This is a genomic window from Sphingomonas sp. PP-CC-1A-547, assembly GCF_003610375.1.
In the GTDB taxonomy this organism is placed as follows: Bacteria; Pseudomonadota; Alphaproteobacteria; order Sphingomonadales; family Sphingomonadaceae; genus Sphingomonas.
In genome coordinates this window covers 334,318-352,713 of record NZ_RAPZ01000011.1, presented here as the reverse complement: position 1 = coordinate 352,713, position 18,396 = coordinate 334,318, and the positions used below count along the sequence as shown (strand labels likewise).

The 18,396-nt window shown below is 65.5% G+C and carries 14 protein-coding genes and 1 tRNA gene; 5 read left to right on the top strand and 10 right to left on the bottom strand.

From position 1 onward, the window contains the following. Window positions 1-119: 119 nt before the first annotated feature. On the top strand, window positions 120-776 hold the full coding sequence (locus tag C8J39_RS07870; RefSeq protein ID WP_120300469.1) for a 2OG-Fe(II) oxygenase: 657 nt from the start codon (window positions 120-122) through the stop codon (window positions 774-776). A 170-nt stretch (window positions 777-946) separates the two neighbouring features. Here C8J39_RS07870 and C8J39_RS07865 read toward each other — a convergent pair whose 3' ends face one another. Further along, window positions 947-3,739 (bottom strand): TonB-dependent receptor domain-containing protein, encoded by a 2,793-nt coding sequence (locus C8J39_RS07865; protein ID WP_120299986.1) that lies wholly within the window; start codon window positions 3,737-3,739, stop codon window positions 947-949. A 107-nt stretch (window positions 3,740-3,846) separates the two neighbouring features. Next, window positions 3,847-5,475, bottom strand: coding sequence for a hypothetical protein (locus C8J39_RS07860; RefSeq protein WP_120299985.1), 1,629 nt, complete (start codon window positions 5,473-5,475; stop codon window positions 3,847-3,849). Between the two features lie 309 nt (window positions 5,476-5,784). On the opposite strand from C8J39_RS07860, the gene C8J39_RS07855 reads away from it, so the two are divergent. Further along, the gene (locus C8J39_RS07855) at window positions 5,785-6,120 is read left to right on the top strand and encodes a DUF6481 family protein (RefSeq protein WP_056058003.1); all 336 of its coding nucleotides are present in this window, start codon (window positions 5,785-5,787) and stop codon (window positions 6,118-6,120) included. A gap of 308 nt (window positions 6,121-6,428) precedes the next feature. Here the strand turns inward: C8J39_RS07855 and C8J39_RS07850 are convergent, their stop codons facing one another. The 7 genes from C8J39_RS07850 to lon form a co-directional block, all read right to left on the bottom strand. After that, window positions 6,429-7,892, bottom strand: coding sequence for an efflux transporter outer membrane subunit (locus C8J39_RS07850; RefSeq protein WP_120299984.1), 1,464 nt, complete (start codon window positions 7,890-7,892; stop codon window positions 6,429-6,431). Next, window positions 7,892-9,508 carry a DHA2 family efflux MFS transporter permease subunit gene (locus C8J39_RS07845; RefSeq protein ID WP_120299983.1) on the bottom strand — a complete coding sequence of 539 codons (1,617 nt, stop codon included), beginning with the start codon at window positions 9,506-9,508 and terminating at the stop codon, window positions 7,892-7,894. The genes C8J39_RS07850 and C8J39_RS07845 overlap by 1 nt, the downstream gene beginning before the upstream one ends. 1 nt (window position 9,509) lies before the next feature. Further along, window positions 9,510-10,688, bottom strand: coding sequence for an HlyD family secretion protein (locus C8J39_RS07840; protein ID WP_120299982.1), 1,179 nt, complete (start codon window positions 10,686-10,688; stop codon window positions 9,510-9,512). Further along, window positions 10,685-11,323 (bottom strand): CerR family C-terminal domain-containing protein, encoded by a 639-nt coding sequence (locus tag C8J39_RS07835; RefSeq protein WP_120299981.1) that lies wholly within the window; start codon window positions 11,321-11,323, stop codon window positions 10,685-10,687. The genes C8J39_RS07840 and C8J39_RS07835 overlap by 4 nt, the downstream gene beginning before the upstream one ends. 262 nt (window positions 11,324-11,585) lie before the next feature. Next, window positions 11,586-11,660 (bottom strand) — tRNA-Val (locus tag C8J39_RS07830). Window positions 11,661-11,727: 67 nt separating this feature from the next. After that, a complete protein-coding gene (locus tag C8J39_RS07825; protein ID WP_056048186.1) occupies window positions 11,728-12,000 on the bottom strand; it encodes an HU family DNA-binding protein in 273 nt (90 codons plus the stop codon). A 129-nt stretch (window positions 12,001-12,129) separates the two neighbouring features. Then, the gene (lon, locus tag C8J39_RS07820; protein ID WP_120300468.1) at window positions 12,130-14,523 is read right to left on the bottom strand and encodes an endopeptidase La; all 2,394 of its coding nucleotides are present in this window, start codon (window positions 14,521-14,523) and stop codon (window positions 12,130-12,132) included. 249 nt (window positions 14,524-14,772) lie between these two features. Between lon and C8J39_RS07815 the strand changes: the two genes are divergently transcribed. The 3 genes from C8J39_RS07815 to C8J39_RS07805 all read left to right on the top strand — a co-directional run bounded on the left by C8J39_RS07815 (window position 14,773) and on the right by C8J39_RS07805 (window position 17,194). Beyond that, window positions 14,773-16,497, top strand: coding sequence for a M1 family metallopeptidase (locus tag C8J39_RS07815; protein ID WP_120300467.1), 1,725 nt, complete (start codon window positions 14,773-14,775; stop codon window positions 16,495-16,497). Between the two features lie 116 nt (window positions 16,498-16,613). Continuing rightward, window positions 16,614-16,811: a hypothetical protein gene (locus C8J39_RS07810; protein ID WP_120299980.1), complete on the top strand. Its 198-nt coding sequence runs from the start codon at window positions 16,614-16,616 to the stop codon at window positions 16,809-16,811. Beyond that, entirely contained in the window at window positions 16,808-17,194 is a 387-nt protein-coding gene (locus C8J39_RS07805; RefSeq protein ID WP_120299979.1) for a cytochrome c family protein, read from the top strand. The genes C8J39_RS07810 and C8J39_RS07805 overlap by 4 nt, the downstream gene beginning before the upstream one ends. Window positions 17,195-17,196: 2 nt before the next feature. Here the strand turns inward: C8J39_RS07805 and C8J39_RS07800 are convergent, their stop codons facing one another. Then, window positions 17,197-18,321 carry a calcium:proton antiporter gene (locus C8J39_RS07800; RefSeq protein WP_120299978.1) on the bottom strand — a complete coding sequence of 375 codons (1,125 nt, stop codon included), beginning with the start codon at window positions 18,319-18,321 and terminating at the stop codon, window positions 17,197-17,199. Window positions 18,322-18,396 lie beyond the last annotated feature (75 nt).

Below are 18,396 nucleotides of genomic sequence, written 5' to 3'. Positions count from 1 at the left end.
TCCCGCTCTCTTCGTCGCGTAGGCATGCCATGTTACAATTCCGCGTCAATGGCTTGCACGTCGGTTGCTTCGATTCTGATGGGGTAGCGCTTCGCGTCGGCGATGGGCAGAAGACGCGTATGTCCGATCCTGTCCCGTCCAGCGGCTCCGGCCTGCCTCCCGAAGCGACCATCGCGCGGCTGTCCGTACCTGGCGTGCAGCGCGTACCGAGCCCGAAGCTCGACCTGTTCGTGCGGCGCGACTTCCTGCCGCCGGACCTGTGCGCGACGCTGATCGAGCGGATCGACGCGGTGCGACGGCCGTCGACGATCTCCGATTCGAACGGCGACGCGAACTATCGGACGAGCGAGACAGGGGATCTTTCTCCGCTCGATCCGGTCGCGATCGAGGTCGAGCGCCGGATCGCGGCGCTGACCGGACTGGACCCGGTGTACGGCGAACCGCTCCAGGGGCAACGCTATGCGGTCGGCCAGGAGTTCAAGGGACACACCGATTATTTCGAGCCGAACGGCGTCGATTACCAGCGCTATTGCGGGGTCGCGGGCAATCGGACCTGGACCATCATGATCTACCTTAACCAGCCCGAGGCCGGCGGCGCGACGCGGTTCAAGGCGATCGACAAGATCGTCCAGCCGGAGACTGGCAAGCTGCTGGCGTGGAACAACCGGCGGGCGGATGGGAGCATGAACCCGGCGACGCTGCATCACGGGATGAAGGTGCGTGCGGGGGTCAAGTATGTGATCACAAAATGGTTTCGCGAGAAGCCCTGGGGTTGAGATTCCGGCATGTTGCCCGGCTTACAATCCTCCCCCGCCAGGGGGAGGTGGCAGGCACTTGCCTGACGGAGGGGGCGGCAATAGCAATGCCTGTCGCGTATCCTCCCCCTCCGTCGCCTTCGGCACCACCTCCCCCTTGCGGGGGAGGATCATAGCTTCCGATCCGTTTCTCAGAACGTCGTGCTGATCCCCAGCGTGAACACCTGGCCCAGATTATACCGGTTGATGTACACCTTGTTGCCGTTCTCGAACGTCTGGCCCTCGGTGAAGCGCGTCTTGGTGAGGTTGCGTGCCTCGGCCTTCACCTCGAACTTGGCACCGCGCAGTTCGACACCCTGGCGGGCGACGAGATCCAGGCGAATGCCGGGCTTCTCGATGATGTCGGGCAGGAAGCCCGTGCCGCCGAGGTTCGACGGGCCGCGGTTGGTTACGCGGTCGCTGGCGTAGTTGAACAACAACGTGATCTGCGACAGCCGCTTGGTGTCCTCCAGCCCGAGCTGGACGTTGACCAGATGGTCCGACTGGCCGGTGAGCGGCGCGCCGTCGCGAAAGTTACCCGTGGCCGGCGCGAAGCCGGCCTGGCAGCCCGCGACCTTGGTCGTCTGGTCTACCACGTTCGGGACGCAGCTGCCGTCCACCGTGATCGACGACTGGGTATAGGTGTAGTTGGCGATGAACAGCAGGCGCCGCGTCGCGAAGAAATCGCTGCCGAGCGTGTCGAGCGGGACGTATTTCTGGAACTCGACCTCGCCGCCGTACAGCTTGGCCTTGGGCAGGTTGGTGAAGCCGGTCTGCAGACGATCGTCGGCGCCGGTGTAGAAACCGACCTGCTCGATCGGCTTGTCGATCCGCTTGTAGAACGCGCCGAGCGTAAAGCGCTGGTCACGCGCGAAGAACCATTCGTAGCGCGCGTCGAGATTGTAGAGCTTGGTATCCTGCAACAGCGGGTTACCGAAGAACAGGCGATCCGATTCGGGATCGCGGAACTGCTGTGGTGCAAGCTCGCGGAACTGCGGGCGCGAGATCGTCTTCGACGCGCTGGCGCGAAGCTGCATGTCGGGCGCGAAGTTCCAGGTCAGCGTCGAGGCCGGCAGGAAGTAATCGTTCTTAAGCCGCGTCGTGGTCGCACCGATCGGGGTGACCCGCTCGTCCGCCGTCTCGTAGCGCACGCCGATCGTCGCGCGGACGCCGTCGGTCGCCTCGGCCTCGGCCTGGACGTAGCCCGCATGGATCCGCAGCGACGCGTCATATTGATACGCGCCGAGCGGGGTGTTGAACTGCAATTCGAGCGAGTTCAGTGGATCGTTGGTATCGATCGCCAGCAGGTAATCCGGACGGAGCAGATTGTACGGATAGCCTGGCGCGGTGCCACCACCGCGCGGCGTCTGGTAGTTGAACTGGAGACGCGACGACGTACGCTTCGTATCCGAGTAGAAATAGCCGGTCGACAGCGTCATCGGCCGATCGGTCGACAGCTTGTACGCCGCATCCGCCTGCCCGCTGTAGAGGTCTTCCTTCAATTCGCTGAAGATGATCGACGCGAAAGGCGAGAAGCGCTGAGTCACCTGGTACGCGCCGTTGCACTGCGCGCCGCCGGTCCCGTTCGGATCCTGCACGGTGATCGGCTGGCCGGTCGTGGTGGTGTTCGAGCAGAGATAGTCGAACTGCCGCTCGTACGGCGCGTTGCGCTTCGAATTGGCGTACGCCCCGCGGACGTCGAGCGTCAGCGCGTCGACAGGCTTGAACGCGCCGACCAGCTGGCTCTCGAACAGCTGGCGTTCGAACCAGTTGGTGTTCTGCTGGAAACGCAGGCCGCTCGAGTTGTTGTAGGTGGTCGCCGCCGACCCACGCGCCTGCTTCAGCGTGTCGTGGATATAGACGTTGGTCAGCTTGATGCTGTTCTCGCCGAACTCGTAGCCGACGCCGATCAGCGCGTTGGCGACGATCCGGTTATCGGTCAGCAGGGTCTGGAAATCGTTGCGGAGCAGACCTTCGTTGGTGACCGAATCCTGCTGCGTGATGCTGCGGGTGCGGAAGGTGTTGCTCGCGCTGACCGACGCGATCACGCCAAGCCGACCCGAACCGATGTCGAACACTGAGCCGCCGCTGATCTCGCCCGAGAAATTGGCGGGGAGCTGGTTGTTGCGCTGGAGCAGCGAGGTCGAGGCGTTGCTGAGCGTCGCGGCCTGCGCGGCCGAGATGTTGCCGGTGCCGCTAGGCGCGTTCTTGATGAAGCTCGGCACCTTCCGCGTGCCGTCGTCGAAGCCGATCCAGTCGGCATCGCCACCATAATAGGTGTAGCCGAGTTCGCTGGTGGTCGCGGTGTCGGCCGAAATCGAGCCGCCGAACGACAGGAAGTTCTTGTCCGGGATCGCCTTGGTCGTGAGGTTGATCACGCCGCCGCCGAATTCACCGGGATAGTTCACCGAATAGGTCTTCTGGACCAGCGCGGAGCCGACGATCGTGGTCGGGAAGATGTCGAGCGGGACCGAACGGCGCAGCGGCTCGGGGCTCGGCAGTGGCGAGCCGTTGAGCAGCGACGACGAATAGCGATCGCCGAGACCGCGGACGTAGACGAAGCCGTTGCCGACGATGCTTAGGCCGGTGACGCGCGACAGCGCGCCGGCGATGTCGCCTTCGCCGGTACGCGCGATGTCTTCGGTCGACAGGATCGAGACAACCTGCGGGGTCGCGCGGACGAAATTCGGAATGTTGCGACCGACGACGACGATGTCTTCGCCGCCATTCGCGTCGAAGCCGGGAGCTGACACTTCAGCCTGCGCTCCGGCGGCTTGGGGCGCGGATGTGTCCACCGGCGTCGAGGTAGGCCCCGTCGGCGTGGTCGTGGCGGGTGGCGATGCGGCAGGAGCCGGTGCGGCGCCGCCGGTCTGGGCGAGCACGGCCGGCGCGACCAGCTGCGAGGTCAGGAGGAGTAAGGTGGCATAGCCGAAGCGCGTTTGCATGGCCGAATATCCAGATCAGGGGTCTATGGGCGAATGCCGGGGTGGTCTTTGGAACCACCCCGGCATCGCTGCTCACATCATCGACTGCGGAGAGCCGACCGGAGGCGTTACCGGCCGTTGCAGTTGAAGTAGACCGAGGTGAAGATCGGCGGACCCTGGTCCTGCTTCGAGGCATCCGCCGCGCGGATCGTCGAGCGATCGGCCTGGCTGGTTTCCTGCGCGATCAGGTTGAGGCAGGCGACGGTCGCCGGCGTCTTCACGATCCCGTTGATGAAGCGCATGTCCGAGCCACCGCGCTGGCGGATCGCGGCCGGTGCGAGCGCGGTCTGCACGAACGTGAAGTTCGAATACTGGCCGAAGGTACGGGGCAGCAGGTCCTCGGCACCGTTCGAGTCGATCTCGGTCGAGAACGAGTCGGCGGTCGCACCCAGCAGGCGCTGTGCGGCGATGATGAACTGCATGAAGCCGCGATAGCCGTTGTCGATATCGTAGCCGTCGTCGTCTGCGCCGGTGACCGCGAAATACTTGATGTTCGTGGTGCCACCGAAGATCTCGATGCCGTCATCGGCCGAGTTGTGGCTCTGGACGTGATCGATCGTCGTGCCCGAACCGGTGCCGCCGAGCGTCAGGCCCTGGAGCTCGTTGCCGTCGCTGATCGCGATGCCGCTGTAGCGGATCTGGACATACTGCATCGTGCCGCTGTTGTCGGCTGCCGTCGGGCCACCGTAGAAGCGCCCGGTGACGCCTTCGATCGCCTGCTGGCAGGTCGTGCTCGTGCCGCCGGCGTTGTTCGGGCCGGTACCCGTGGCGCAAACCGCGACGGGCGCGCGGCCAAGCAGGATGATCCCGCCCCACTGGCCCTGCGTCGCATCGCTGACGCCGTTGGCGGTCAGATTCTGCTGCGACGTGAAGATGATCGGTGCGTCGCGCGTACCGACGGCGCTGATCTTCGACCCGCGATTGACGAGCAGGAGGTCGGCGGTGACTTCGGTCGAGTCCGCGGCGACGACGACGCCCGGTGCGATCGTCAGCGTTACGCCGGTATCGGCGCCGGTCGTGCCGACATCGGCGCCGACTTCGGTCTGGCCGCGCAGGCGGTAGAACACGCCCGCGATCTTCGGCAGCGTCAGGCTGGACGTGATGTTGGTCGGCAGGCGGCAGGCGCGGAACGTCTGGACCAGGCCGTCGTCGATCGTGCCGGTCGGGCACGCTGCGGCCGAACCGCCGGCGCCGACGGCAGGAACCGCGCTGCAGCGCGCGGTCGTGCTGCCGCCGAACTCGGCCGACGTGGAGGCGCAGGTCCAGCCCTGGAACGCGGTGTCGGTCGGGCCGTTGAGCGCACCGACGAAGTTGGTGCTGGCGAAGAACGGGTTGATCGACGACGGGTCGGTCGCGGTCGTGGCGGACGTCGCGGCGGTCGGGTACACGCCGGTCAGGACGTTGGTGCCGCTGACGTTGTTGTTGGTGCCGGCGTTGACGATCGCAAGCTGCTCGTCGGCGCTGATCGTGATCGTGCCGTCCGAGCGGCCGCCCGAGGTCGAGGCGAACTGGGCTGCCGTGATCGCCGATGGGGTCGGCGTCGGGGTGGACGGCGTCGGGGTCGGCGTGGCTGGCGGGGTGATGATCACCGTGCCTGCGCCCGGCGAAGCGACGTCGTCGGCACCGCCGCAAGCGGTGAGTGCGAGGCAGGCCGTGCCGGTCAGCAGGATCGTGCCGAGGCGAGTAAAGCTGGTCATGCGAAGGACTCCCGAGTCGTACCGTTGATTGTTCGGATCGACCCAGGCTCCCCCCTGCCGACCGTGACATGGCGGTTAGGCTGGCCAGATGACGCCGCGATGCGATTTCGATGACGCCTGCATGACTATGATATGACGGTTCGATGACTGTCGATTGGGGTGCTACTGACGCACGGGGTTGAAAACCGCGCTATCGAACACATCTCTTCCGATCCGGCGCGCGATGATTTACAGGCGCTGCCAGAGTCACTGCCGGCGCATCCCTGCGTTCGGGCGGGTGGACCATCATTACAGGATTATTCGACGACAATGGCCTCTTTCAAGGACCCCAGTTTCCAGGACCGCACGAGCAGCGCAGCCGCCGCCAAGCAGAAGGCGCTCGAAGCGCTGCGTGCCAAGCCGCCGATCGACGAAGCCGTCGTAGCCGAGCGCCTTGCCGCGCGCGAGGCCAAGGAATTGGCCGAGCGCGAGAAGCGCGCTGCGAAGCGTGCGGCAGAGGACGAGGCGAAGGCTGCGAAGAAGGCTGAAGCTGAGGCTGCTGCTGCTAAGAAGCGCGAGGCCGAGGCTAAGGTCGAATTGACCGACGCCGAGAAGAAGGCGATTCGTGACGCTAAGTATGCGGCGCGGAAGAACAAGAAGAAGTGATTTTTGGGCGGTCGTTTGGCCGCCCATTTTGATTGAACGACTGCTCGCTTGGAGCAACCGTCTCCAAAAAAGACCGCCACCCCGGCGAAGGCCGGGGCCCAGGTGGCAAGGTCGAGGTAACGAAGCGGCGTCTACCGTTGGCAACGTCCCCCAACTGGCCCCCGGCCTTCGCCGGGGTGGTGGCTGAGGAATGGACGAACCCCACCAACTAACTTGTTCTCCCGCGAAGGCGGGAGCCCAGACTGGGCTCCCGCCTTCGCGGGAGAACAAAGTAGGTTCAGGTGACGGATGTATTGAAGCGCGCGCCCCTATTCCGCCTGCTCCCAACCGCCCCCCAGCGCCTTGAACAGCGCCACCGTCAGCTGCCGCAACTGCGCGTCGCTCGACACCAGCTGTTCGCGCGCGGTCAGCACGTCCGTCTCCGCGTTCAGCAGCGTCGTCTGGGCCACGAAGCCGGTCCGGTACTGCGACTCCGCCGCCTTCGCGCTGCTCTGCGCATCGACCACCGCGCGCTGCAACGCCGCGTTCCGCCTCCGCTCGGCAGCGATCTGTGCGAGCGGATCCTCGACGTCGCGCAGCGCCTGCAGCACGGTCGAGCGATAGCGGAGATACGCCTGCTCGCGGTCCTCCTCGCGCGACTTCACGGTCGACTTCCGCCGGCCCCAGTCGAGCAGCGGAAACTGCGCCGCCCCGGAGGCGGTCAGCTGGAGGCTGTCACCCGAGAACAGATTGCCGAGCGCGGTGGAGATCAGCTGGCTCATGCCGGTGAGGCTGAACTTCGGATACATATCCGCCACCGCCACGCCGATATCCGCGGTCGACGCCGCCAGATCGCGCTCGGCCGCACGCACGTCCGGACGACGACGCAACAGCTCCGACGGCAAACCGGCAGGGATAGTCGGTACGCCGAGCGGTGCGGTCGAAGGCGTGGCGAGTTCGGACATCAGCGTCGCGGGCGGCTCGCCAAGCAGAATCGCGAGCGCGTGCATCCGGACATCGACATCGGCACGGACCGGTTCGGCGCGCGCTTCCGTGGATGTGATCGAGGCGCGCTGGCGGGTGACGTCGATCGGCGGAACGAGGCCCACCTTGGCGGTGTTGCCCGCGATTTCGAGCGCACGACGCTGGCGGACGATCTCGCCCTCGATCGTCGCAATCTGCGCCTGGTCGAGCCGGAGCGCGAAATAGGCCTGCGCGACTTCCGCGGCTAAAGTCACCGCGGCATCGCGCTTCGACCAGACCGCCGCTTCCGTCCGCGCCCGCGCGCCCTCGGTGCTGCGCCGGACGCCGCCGAACAGGTCGAGCTCCCAGCTTGCGTCGAACCCGACCGAATAGGTCGTGATCCCGCTGCCGGGAAGCGCGATGCCGCCGGTCGAGCCGGTGCCGCCTGCCCCCGTGCCACCGCTGAACGCGCGTGCGATCGACGAAAGGCCGGCGTTCTTGCTGAACTCGATGTGGCTTGGGCTGGCGCTGGCGTTGACGCTCGGCAACCCTTGCGATCGCGCGACGATCTCCTGCAACCGTGCCTGGCGCACGCGCGAGGCGGCGATCGCGATGTCGGGATTGCCCTTCAGCGCGCGCTCGACGAGGCCGTTGAGTTGCGGATCGCCGAACGCCGACCACCAGCGGGCCGGCTCAACCGAAGTACCGACGCTCGCTTGCGGACCGACGAACGCCGGCGGCACCGCCATCTCCGGCGGCGTGTAATTCGGGCCGACGGTGCACCCCGCGAGCAGGGCCGCAACCGCAACCACCATGAACCGCGCACGCATCAATGCATCCCTCCCGAGGGGGCGCCGCCGGTCTTGCCGGAGCGCATGAATAGAACCAGTGGTGCGACGACCAGCACGACCACCATCATCGCGCGGAACACGTCGAGGAACGCGAGCATCGTCGCCTGCCGCTGCATCTGGCTGTAGAGAACGGCCAAGGGAGTCGTCGAATCGCCCTGCCCGCCGAACACGCTCGTCGCCTTCTGTATCCAGTCGTTGTAGTTCGGATCGAGCGGGTTGAGCGTCTGCGTCAGTTCCGACTGATGCCGCTGCAACCCGCCCGCGAGCTGCGTCTGTGCGAAGCAGATGCCGATCGTGCCGCCGAGATTGCGCGAGACGTTGAGCAGGCTCGATGCCTGTGCGGTCTGCGTCTGCTTGAGCCCGACATAGGCGATCGCGTTGATCGGCACGAACAGGAACGGCAGCGCCATCGCCTGGAACAGCCGCGCAAACGCCGCATCGGAGAACGCGATGTCGGCGGTCAGGTGGCTCATGTTCCACAGCGCGAACGCCTGCACCAGCAACGCCGGGAACAGGAGGAAGCGGACGTCGACCAGCCCGCTCAACCGCCCCGCGAACGGCACCATGACAAGCGTCGCCAGACCGCCGGCGGTCAGCGCGAGGCCGGCGTCGAGCGAACTGTAGCCGAGCACCTGTTGCAGCATCTGCGGAATGAGCTGCGTGGTGCCGAACAGGATCATGCCGGTGACGCCCATGACGCCGATCGTCAGCGCGAAGTTGCGGTTCTTCATCAGCTTGAGGTCGATCACCGGGTCCTTGTGGTTGAGCTCCCAGATGACGAGCGTGACCAGCGATACCGCGGCGATGATCGCCGACATCACAATGAAACCGCTCGAAAACCAGTCCTCGCGCTCGCCGCGATCGAAGGTGAGTTCGAGGAAGCCGAGCCCGAGCGCGACCAGTGCGACGCCGACATAGTCGATCGTCAGGCCGTTCTTGAAGCGCTCGTCGCGGTCCTTCTTCACCTGGTCCGGCTCGTCGACGAACGTCTCGACCAGGAACCAGGCGGCGATGCCGACCGGCACGTTGATCAGGAACACCCAGTGCCAGCTCGAATATTCGACGATATAGCCGCCGAGCGTCGGCCCGAGCACGGGCCCGACGACGACGACGATCGCGAACGCGGCGAACGCCATCCCGCGTTGTTTCGGCGGGAAGGTGTCGGCGAGGATCGACTGCTCGACCGGCGCCAGGCCGCCGCCGCCTATGCCTTGCAGCACGCGGGCGACGACAAGCGTGGCGATATTGGGCGCCAGGCCACACATGAGCGACGCGAGCGTGAACAGGGCGATCGACAGCAGGAAATAGCGTTTTCGGCCAATCGCGTCGCTGAGCCAGCCCGAGATCGGGATGACGATCGCGTTGGCGACGAGGTAGCTGGTCAGCACCCAGGTCGCCTGGTCGGTGGTGATCGACAGCCCGCCCGAGATGTGATCGAGCGCGACGTTGGCGATCGAGGTGTCGAGCACCTCCATGAAGGTCGGGATCGAAATGATCGCGACGATCAGCCACGGGCTGTACTTGCCCGCCGCCGACCGGCTTGGCGACCAGGTATGACCGCCCCCCGCATCGGCTTTTGCAGGAGCTTTCGCCACCTCAGCGGACCTTGACGGTCGGCACCACCGACATGCCGGGGCCGATCGGATAGCGCTTCGGATCGGGGCCGTTCTTCGCGTCAAACACGATACGGACGGGGACGCGCTGGACGACCTTCACGTAATTGCCGGTCGCGTTTTGCGGGGGCAGCAGGGCGAACGCCTGGCCGGCGCCGCGCTGGATCGAGTCGACATGACCCTTGAAATCGACGCCGGGATACGCGTCGACATGGATCTCGACGGGCTGGCCAATCTTCATCAGCGTGAGCTGCGTTTCCTTGAAGTTGGCCGTCACCCACATTGTGTCGGGCACGATCGCCATCAGCTGCGTGCCGGGCGCGACATAGGAGCCGACGTTGACCGAGCGATTGACGACCTGGCCTGCGACCGGCGCGGTCAGGCGGAGATCGCCGATCGTGACGTTGGCCTGGTCGACCTGCGCGCGACGGGCGTCGATCACCGACTTGGCCGCACCGACCTGCTTCCTGGCGACGCTGATCTGCGCGGTGGCGGTATCGATCTGCTCGCGGGCGGCGGCGGCATCGGCGGCGGTCTGGCGAGCGGTGGCGCGCGCCTGATCGAGCTGTTGACCGGCGACCGCGCTCGGATCGAGCCGCAGCAACGCCTCGTAGCGCGCGAGATCCTGCTGAGCCTTTACCGCGGCGGCCATTGGGACGCGCGCCTGTGCAGCGGCCTGCTGGCGTTGCGCCTCGGCGGCGGTGACCTGCGCCTGCGCCTGCGCGAACTGCGCGCGGGCCTGCGATTCGTTTGCCTGCGCCTCGGCGACCTGCGCATCGCGCCCCGATGCCTTGATGACCGCGAGCAGGCGGCCCGCCTCGACGTGGCGGTTGTCGATGTCGGCGACCTGCACCAGCGTGCCCGCGACCTGTGGCGCGAGACGGACGATGTGCGTGTCGACGAACGCGTCGTCGGTCGACTCGAACTGGCGCGCGTAAAGCCAGTAAAGCACGCCGCCGATGATCAGCCCGCCGACGACGATGACGAGGATGATCCAGAAGAGCGGCTTCTTGAAGACCGACGGCTTCTTGTCGTCGCCGTCGGCCTTGTCCTCGTCGGAGTCGCCCTGCTGGTCGTTATCGGACTGCTGGTCCTCGCCGTTCGGATCGTCCTTGCGATCCTCGTCGTGGTCGGTGTCGGAATGAGTGTTCTGGTCGGTCATGCCTGGCCCTGTTCTTCAGCACGCATCGAATCGAGAATGGCGTCGATATTGGCGTCGATACGCGCCTTGATATCGAGGATGTCGTTGGGTTCGAGCGTGTCGCGCTCAAGCAGTTTGAGACAGGTCGCGCGGTTCGCCCGCAGCGTGATGACCTGCCCCATCAAGGTGATCGTCGCGATCCTGCCGGTGCGGATCTCGGCGCAACCGGTGGCGATGCAGACAAGGTCGCTGAGCCTGCGCACCATCTGGCCCATCACGCCGCCATAGATCCGCTCGAACGCCTCGCCCGGCTTCATCTGTTCGCGGAGCACGAACAGCGTCCAGTCGGCGCTTTCGTTGCTGGCCATCTTGTCCGCGAGTCGGCCGAAGATGCGGTGGATCTGGGCGCGCGCTTCGCTGGCGTCGTCCGCTGCGACGTCATGCGACAGCTCGGACGGGTCGCCCAAAACGGCCGTCATGCGCTCGGCGATCCGGTCGGCGGCGGCGAGGTACAAGCCCTCCTTGCCGCCGTAGTGATAGGTGATCGAGGACATCGCGGTGCCCGCAGCGGCGGCGATCCCGCGCGTGCTCGCCCCCTCCAGCCCCTTGGTGCCGAATTCGCTGATCGCGATGTCTAGGAGTCGGGACTGGAGCACGGGCGGCGTTTAGTTCGATCGAACGAACCAGCCTAATGAAGAAGCTGTCATGTTGGGGTTTGCCACTCGGTTCAACCTGAATTCCCCCCCTTCCTGGAAGGGAGGGGTTGGGGGTGGGTAGGCCCGCTCGCGCCGCGACTGTTCGGCGATACGGAAACCGACCCACCCCCGGCCCCTCCCTTCCAGGGAGGGGAGAGAAGATCGGAGTGAACGCCAGAAACAGCAACGCCGGCCCCTTCGTGCGAAGGAACCGGCGTAAATCTGGTGGGCGCGGCTGGGATTGAACCAGCGACCCCACCCGTGTGAAGGGTGTGCTCTACCACTGAGCTACGCGCCCGAAACTCGTTCGGAAGCGGGCCTTTAGGCAGACCCCGTCCACCTGTCCAGCCCTATCGACACCGGTTCTAGTTGACCGCGTCCTTCAGGCCCTTGCCGGCCTTGAACTTCGGCTGAGTCGAGGCCTTGATCGTCATCGGCTCGCCGGTGCGGGGGTTGCGGCCGGTCGACGCCTTGCGCTTCGAGATCGAGAACGTGCCGAAACCGACCAGGCGAACCTCGTCGCCCTTCTTGAGCGATGCCTCGATCGCGTCGAACACCGCCTCGACCGCCTTGACCGCGTCGGCTTTTACCAGCCCGGACGTGTCGGCAACCGTCGCGATCAGCTCCTGCTTGTTCATATAATCCCCCGGGAAAAAACTCGAATCGGCCACGATGGACTCGCGACCGCAATCAGCGCGCAATAATGCGGCGGCCCCGTCTGCTGTCAAACGAAACCGCCGTATTGTCGCTTACGATCCAAACATGGATCAGTGGTGAAGGCCACCCCCAACCGGTGCGATCGGCGCCGGCGGCAGAGCTGCCAGCTCGTCCGCGTCGGTCCACTCGATCGCTTCGAGCGGCTCGGTCAGCGCCAGGCGAAGCACCTCGTCGACATGCGAAACGGGGATGATCTTCAGCCCCGCCTTGATGTTCGCCGGGATTTCCGCGAGATCCTTCTCGTTCTCGGCCGGGATCAGCACCGTCTCGATGCCCCCGCGCAACGCCGCGAGCAGCTTCTCCTTGAGGCCACCGATCGGCAGCACGCGACCACGCAGCGTAACCTCGCCGGTCATCGCCACCTCGCGCCGGATCGGCACGCCGGTCAACGTCGAGACGATCGACGTGACCATGCCGATACCCGCCGACGGACCATCCTTCGGCACCGCACCCTCGGGCAGATGGATGTGGATATCCTTGCGTGCGAACAGGCTCGGCTTGATCCCGTAGCTTGGCGCACGTGCCTTCACATAGCTGAACGCGGTCTCGATCGACTCCTTCATCACGTCGCCGAGCGTACCGGTAAGCTTGGCCTGCCCCTTGCCCGCGACCGTCACGCTCTCGATCGTCAGCAACTCGCCGCCGACTTCGGTCCAGGCGAGGCCGGTGACCGCACCGATCTGGTTCTCGGTCTCGCCGAGCCCGTGGCGGTACTTCTGCACGCCAGCATATTCGCCGATATTCTCGGGCGTGATCGTCACGCTGGTCGTCTTGTTCTCAAGGATTTGGCGCAGCGCCTTGCGGCACAGCTTGGCGATCTCGCGCTCCAGCGTCCGCACGCCTGCTTCGCGCGTGTATTGCTGGATGAGCGTACGAAGCCCCTCCTGCGTCAACGTGAACTCACCCGGCTTCAGGCCGTGCGCCTCGATCTGCTTCTCGACAAGATGGCGCTCGGCGATCTCGACCTTCTCGTCCTCGGTATAGCCCTCCAGACGGATGATCTCCATGCGATCGAGCAACGCCTGCGGCAGGTTGAGCGAGTTGGCCGTGCAGACGAACATCACGTCCGACAGGTCGATATCGACCTCCAGATAATGATCCTGGAACTTGCCGTTCTGTTCCGGGTCGAGGACCTCCAGCAGTGCCGACGCCGGATCGCCGCGGAAGTCCTGACCGAGCTTGTCGATCTCATCGAGCAGGAACAGCGGGTTCGACGTGCCGGCCTTTTTGAGGTTCGTCACGATCTTGCCCGGCAGCGAGCCGATATAGGTGCGACGATGCCCACGGATCTCGGCTTCGTCACGCACGCCGCCGAGCGACTGACGGATGAACTCGCGCCCGGTCGCCTTGGCGATCGACTTGCCGAGCGAGGTCTTGCCGACGCCGGGAGGGCCGACGAGGCACAGGATCGGCCCCTTCAGCTTGTTGGTGCGTGCCTGCACGGCGAGATACTCGACAATCCGGTCCTTGACCTTCTCGAGCGCATAATGATCCTCGTCCAGCGTCACCTGCGCGGCGGCGATGTCCTTCTTGATCTTCGACTTCTTGCCCCAGGGGAGCCCGAGCAGCACGTCGAGATAATTACGCACGACGGTCGCCTCGGCACTCATCGGCGCCATCGTCTTGAGCTTCTTCAGCTCCGACGTCGCCTTGCCGCGCGCTTCCTTGCTCATCTTGAGCGTCGCGATCTTCTGCGTCAGCTCGGCGATCTCGTCGCCTTCGCCCTCGCCGTCCTCGTTGCCGAGTTCGCGCTGAATCGCCTTCAACTGCTCATTCAGATAATATTCGCGCTGCGTCTTCTCCATCTGGCGCTTGACGCGGCTCTTGATCTTCTTCTCGACTTGAAGGACGCCCAACTCGCCCTCCATCGCCGCGAACGCCATTTCGAGGCGCTTCGACGGGTTGGTCTCGAGCAGGATCGCCTGCTTCTCGGCGACCTTGATCTGGACGTTGGCGATCACCGCGTCGGAGAGCTTCGACGCGTCCTCGATCTCCGACAACTGCACCGACGTTTCCGACGAGAGCTTGCGGTTGAGCTTGGCGTAGTTCTCGAACTGGTCGACCACCGATCGCATCAGCGCGATGAGCTCGGGTCCCTCGACCTCGGCATCGGCGACCGGCTCGACCGTGGCGGTGAGGTACTCGCCCGACTCGTCCAAGGTCTCCAAAGTCGCGCGGCCCTTGCCTTCGACCAGCACGCGGACGGTGCCGTCGGGCAGCTTCAGCAACTGGAGCACGGTCGCGGTGACGCCCATCGAATACAGGTCGTCGCGCGAGGGATCGTCCTCTGCGGGATCGACCTGCGCGACGAGATAGATCTCCTTGTCCGCCGCCATCGCCGCTTCGAGCGCGGCAACGGACTTATCGCGGCCGACGAACAGCGGCACGATCATGTGCGGGAACACGACGATGTCGCGAAGGGGAAGGACGGGGTACTGGGTCATGAACGCTCCGGTGGGTGCCTGCATGGGGGCATAATCTACAGCTTATATGGTGAGGATGAACCGTCCATCAATTGGTTGGCGGTGGTTAGGGGTTTTGGCGTGGTGGCCGGGCCCATCCGTTCTCCTGCGAATGCAGGAGTCCAGGGTAACGGGCGGCGGTTTGCGTGATCCTGGGCTCCTGCGTTCGCAGGAGAACCGACGGTGCCGGATCGCACTTGTATGCGAGCCGCCCAGGCGCGAGAACGCGGCATGATCTCGCGTTTTCTCCTCGCCGCCAGCGCAACCGCGCTTCTCGCCGCCGCCCCGCTCCCCAAGAAGGGAGAGCCGGCGATCACTGCGCAGACGCAGCGTTCGGGCGGGGTGCTGACACCCGAGCAGACCGCGCTTCGGTTCGACAGCGCGGACCTGGCGTTCGAAGTGCTGCCGGAGACGGAAAGCCTGAATGGCGTGGCGACATTGGTCTTTACCGCGAAGGCCCCCCTCACCCGCCTGCCGATCGATCTCGACCGCAATCTTCCGGTCAGCGCGATCGCGATCGACGGCGTGCCGCTCGCCCCCTCGGCATGGAGCAATCCCGAGGGTCGACTGACGATCACGCTGACCAAGCCGGTCGCGGCGGGCGGCAAGGTCACCGCGAAGATCACCTATGGCGGCACGCCGCACGTCGCGGTGAAGGCGCCGTGGGACGACGGCATGGTCTGGTCCAAGACGCCCGACGGCCGCACTTGGTTCGCGACCACTGCGGAAGGCTATGGCTGCGACCTGTTCTGGCCGTGCCTCGACTTCCCGACCGGCGAACCCGCGCTGGTGACGCTGCACATCACCGTGCCGAAGGGGCTGAAGGCGCCGTCGAACGGCGTGCTGCTCGGCGTCGATACGCTGGCGGATGGACGCACGACCTGGAACTGGCGCGCCAAGCATCCCAACACCTACGGTATCGCGCTGAACGTCGGGCCGTATGAGGAGATCAGCGGCACCTACAAGAGCCGCTTCGGCAACAGCATCCCGATGTATTACTGGTATTTGCCGGGCGAGAAGGCACAGGCGGAGAAGCTGTTCGCCGAGTTCGCGCCGACGCTCGATTTCTTCGAGAGCATGATCGGCCCCTACCCGTTCGGTGACGAGAAGCTGGGCGTAGTCGAGACGCCGCACAAGGGCATGGAGCACCAGACGATCAACGCGTACGGCAACGGCTACGAGAAGGCGCCGGAGGGGTTCGACTGGCTGTTCCAACACGAGTTCGCGCATGAGTGGTTCGGCAACCAGCTGACCGCCGCTAACTGGGACGATTACTGGCTGCACGAGGGGTATGGCACGTACATGCAGCCGCTCTATGGCCAGTGGCGCGAGGGGCGTGCGCGGTACGCGACGATCATGCAGACCGAGCGCGCGTCGATCATGAACCTCAAGCCGATCACGCAGCAGCGCATCACCACTGAGGAGGAGGTGTACGAGCTCGACAAGGGCGGTGCGGGACAGGACATCTACTACAAGGGGTCTTGGATGCTCCACACGCTACGCGGACTGATCGGCGACAAGGCGTTCTTCGATGTGACCCGGCTCGCGGTCTACGGGCGGGCGGATCCCAAGCCGGGGAATTTCGCGCCGCGGTTCGGGTCAACGAAGGAATATGAGGTGCTCGTCCGGAAGGTGACGGGGAAGGACTATGCGTGGTTCTTCGACGTGTATCTCAGGCAGGCGGCTTTGCCTGAACTGGCCGAGACGCGGACGGGGAATACGCTGGGTTTGGCCTGGAAGGTGCCGGGGAACGGCCCGTTTCCGCTGCCGGTACAGGTGCAGGTCGATGGCAAGACGCGGACTTTGCCAATGACTGGCGGGAAGGCGAGCTTGTCGGTCCCGGCCAGCGCGCATGTCGTGATCGATCCGGATGCACTGGTCTTGCGGCGCAGTGTCGCACTGGAAGACGTGGCGGCCTGGAAAGTCGCGCAAGTTGCGAAGGCCAAGCCCCAATGACCTCTCCACCGTTCCACCGCGAAGGCGGGGGCCCAGGAATCACAGATGTCGCCCTACGTGACCCTGCGCTCCTGCGTTCGCAGGAGTACGGACCTTGGGCGTCTCGCGCGGCGGAGATGGCGGCGATCTTCATGGTTGGGGACGGGTTGATCGGGCTGTTGCAACCGCGCCGCCACGTCGATCTCTGGAAGGACGACGCGCTTGGCACCGAGAAACTCGTCGCACCGTTCGTCGACCGCCCCGGCCGCCGTCGCCTCTACGCCGTCGTGCAGATCGCAGCCGGTCTCGCCTTGGCTGCGCGCCAAAAGCGATGACCCTGCTGCGGTGGCCCCTGCTGGCGCTGGTGCTCGCCGGCTGCGGTTCGAGCCCCGACTCCGGCACCACCAGCCAGATCGCCAGCGGCGAACGCGTCTTCCGCCGCTGCACCGCCTGCCACACGATCGGGCAATATGCGGGCGATACCGATGGGCCGAACCTCTACGCGGTCATGGGCAACCCGATCGGCGAGCGGCGCCCGCGCTTCTCCTATACCGCTGGGTTGAAGTCGCTTGGCGGCAACTGGGATGCCAAGCGCATGGACGCCTGGCTCACCAACCCGCGCAAGATGGTGCCCGGCACGACGATGGCGTTCGCCGGCCTTCCCGACCCAAAGGACCGCGCCGACGTCATCGCGTACCTATCGACGCAGGGCCCCTGAGCTTACGGCACCACCGTCGTGAACAGATAGGCCGCAAAGATCACGAGGTGAACGACGCCCTGCAACACCGTCGTCCGCCCGGTGCCAAGCGATAGCGTGGCCACGAACAGCGACAAGGCCAGCAGCGTCATGCTCTTCGCATCGATCCCAAGCGCAAGCGGCAAGTCGAGCACCAGCGACACGATCGCCACGCTCGGAATCGTCAGCCCGATCGTCGCCAGCGCGGAGCCTAGCGCGAGGTTGAGGCTGGTCTGCAACCGGTTGCGCCGTGCCGACTTGTAGGCAGCCAGGCTTTCTGGCGCGAGCACCAGCGCGGCGATCACCACGCCGACCACGGTCAGCGGGAGGCCGGCACCAAGCACCGCCGCCTCGATCGTCGGCGACAGCGTCTTCGCGAGCAGCACCACCGACACCAGCGCCACCAGCAGCGCGGCGAAGGCGATGCCCGTCGCGCGACCCGATGGCGGCGCAGCGTGATCGTCCTTGTCGTCGGTCGACGGCAGGAAATAATCGCGGTGGCGCACCGTCTGGACCAGAACGAACGTCCCGTAGAGGATCAGCGATACGACCGCGACGAACATCAACTGCGACGCCGCATAGGTCGGCCCTGACGTCGACGACGTATAGTTCGGCAGGATCAGCGACAGCACCGCCATCGCCGCGAGCACGCCCAACGCTGCCGTCATCCCCTTCAGCGTGAACCGCTGCTCATGATGCCGCACCGCGCCTGCCAGCAGGCAGATGCCGATGATGAAATTGAGGATGATCATGATCGCCGCGAACACCGTGTCGCGCGCGAGCGTGGTGGCGTCACCCGCGTTGGAGAGCATCAGCGAGACGATCAGCGACACCTCGATCACGGTGACCGCGATCGCGAGGACGAGCGTGCCGAACGGCTCGCCGACCTTGTGCGCTATGACCTCTGCGTGGTGGACGGCGGCGAGCACGCTGCCGATCAACACGATCACCGCGGCAGCGGTGCCGAGCGTGCCCATCTTGGCGAGGCCGACGAGGACGGCGACGAGGCCGAGGCCCGGCGCGATCAGCGTCCAGATCGGCAGCGCCAGGCGGTCCGGCATCGTCTCCACCAAATGTTCGTTCGGTCGGTCGGCCACTTCGATCGTCATGCATGCTCCCTCGTTCCACTTGGATAACGAATGCGTGAGGGCGGATAAGGGTCCGAGTCGGGGCAATTGCGGGGC

Excerpts from the sequence above, each read along its gene's own strand:
- C8J39_RS07870 (WP_120300469.1), top strand. The coding sequence starts at position 120 with ATGTCCGATCCTGTCCCGTCCAGCGGCTCCGGCCTGCCTCCCGAAGCG.
- C8J39_RS07865 (WP_120299986.1), bottom strand. The coding sequence starts at position 3,739 with ATGCAAACGCGCTTCGGCTATGCCACCTTACTCCTCCTGACCTCGCAG.
- C8J39_RS07860 (WP_120299985.1), bottom strand. The coding sequence starts at position 5,475 with ATGACCAGCTTTACTCGCCTCGGCACGATCCTGCTGACCGGCACGGCC.
- C8J39_RS07855 (WP_056058003.1), top strand. The coding sequence starts at position 5,785 with ATGGCCTCTTTCAAGGACCCCAGTTTCCAGGACCGCACGAGCAGCGCA.
- C8J39_RS07850 (WP_120299984.1), bottom strand. The coding sequence starts at position 7,892 with ATGCGTGCGCGGTTCATGGTGGTTGCGGTTGCGGCCCTGCTCGCGGGG.
- C8J39_RS07840 (WP_120299982.1), bottom strand. The coding sequence starts at position 10,688 with ATGACCGACCAGAACACTCATTCCGACACCGACCACGACGAGGATCGC.
- C8J39_RS07825 (WP_056048186.1), bottom strand. The coding sequence starts at position 12,000 with ATGAACAAGCAGGAGCTGATCGCGACGGTTGCCGACACGTCCGGGCTG.
- lon (WP_120300468.1), bottom strand. The coding sequence starts at position 14,523 with ATGACCCAGTACCCCGTCCTTCCCCTTCGCGACATCGTCGTGTTCCCG.
- C8J39_RS07815 (WP_120300467.1), top strand. The coding sequence starts at position 14,773 with ATGATCTCGCGTTTTCTCCTCGCCGCCAGCGCAACCGCGCTTCTCGCC.
- C8J39_RS07810 (WP_120299980.1), top strand. The coding sequence starts at position 16,614 with ATGGCGGCGATCTTCATGGTTGGGGACGGGTTGATCGGGCTGTTGCAA.
- C8J39_RS07805 (WP_120299979.1), top strand. The coding sequence starts at position 16,808 with ATGACCCTGCTGCGGTGGCCCCTGCTGGCGCTGGTGCTCGCCGGCTGC.
- C8J39_RS07800 (WP_120299978.1), bottom strand. The coding sequence starts at position 18,321 with ATGACGATCGAAGTGGCCGACCGACCGAACGAACATTTGGTGGAGACG.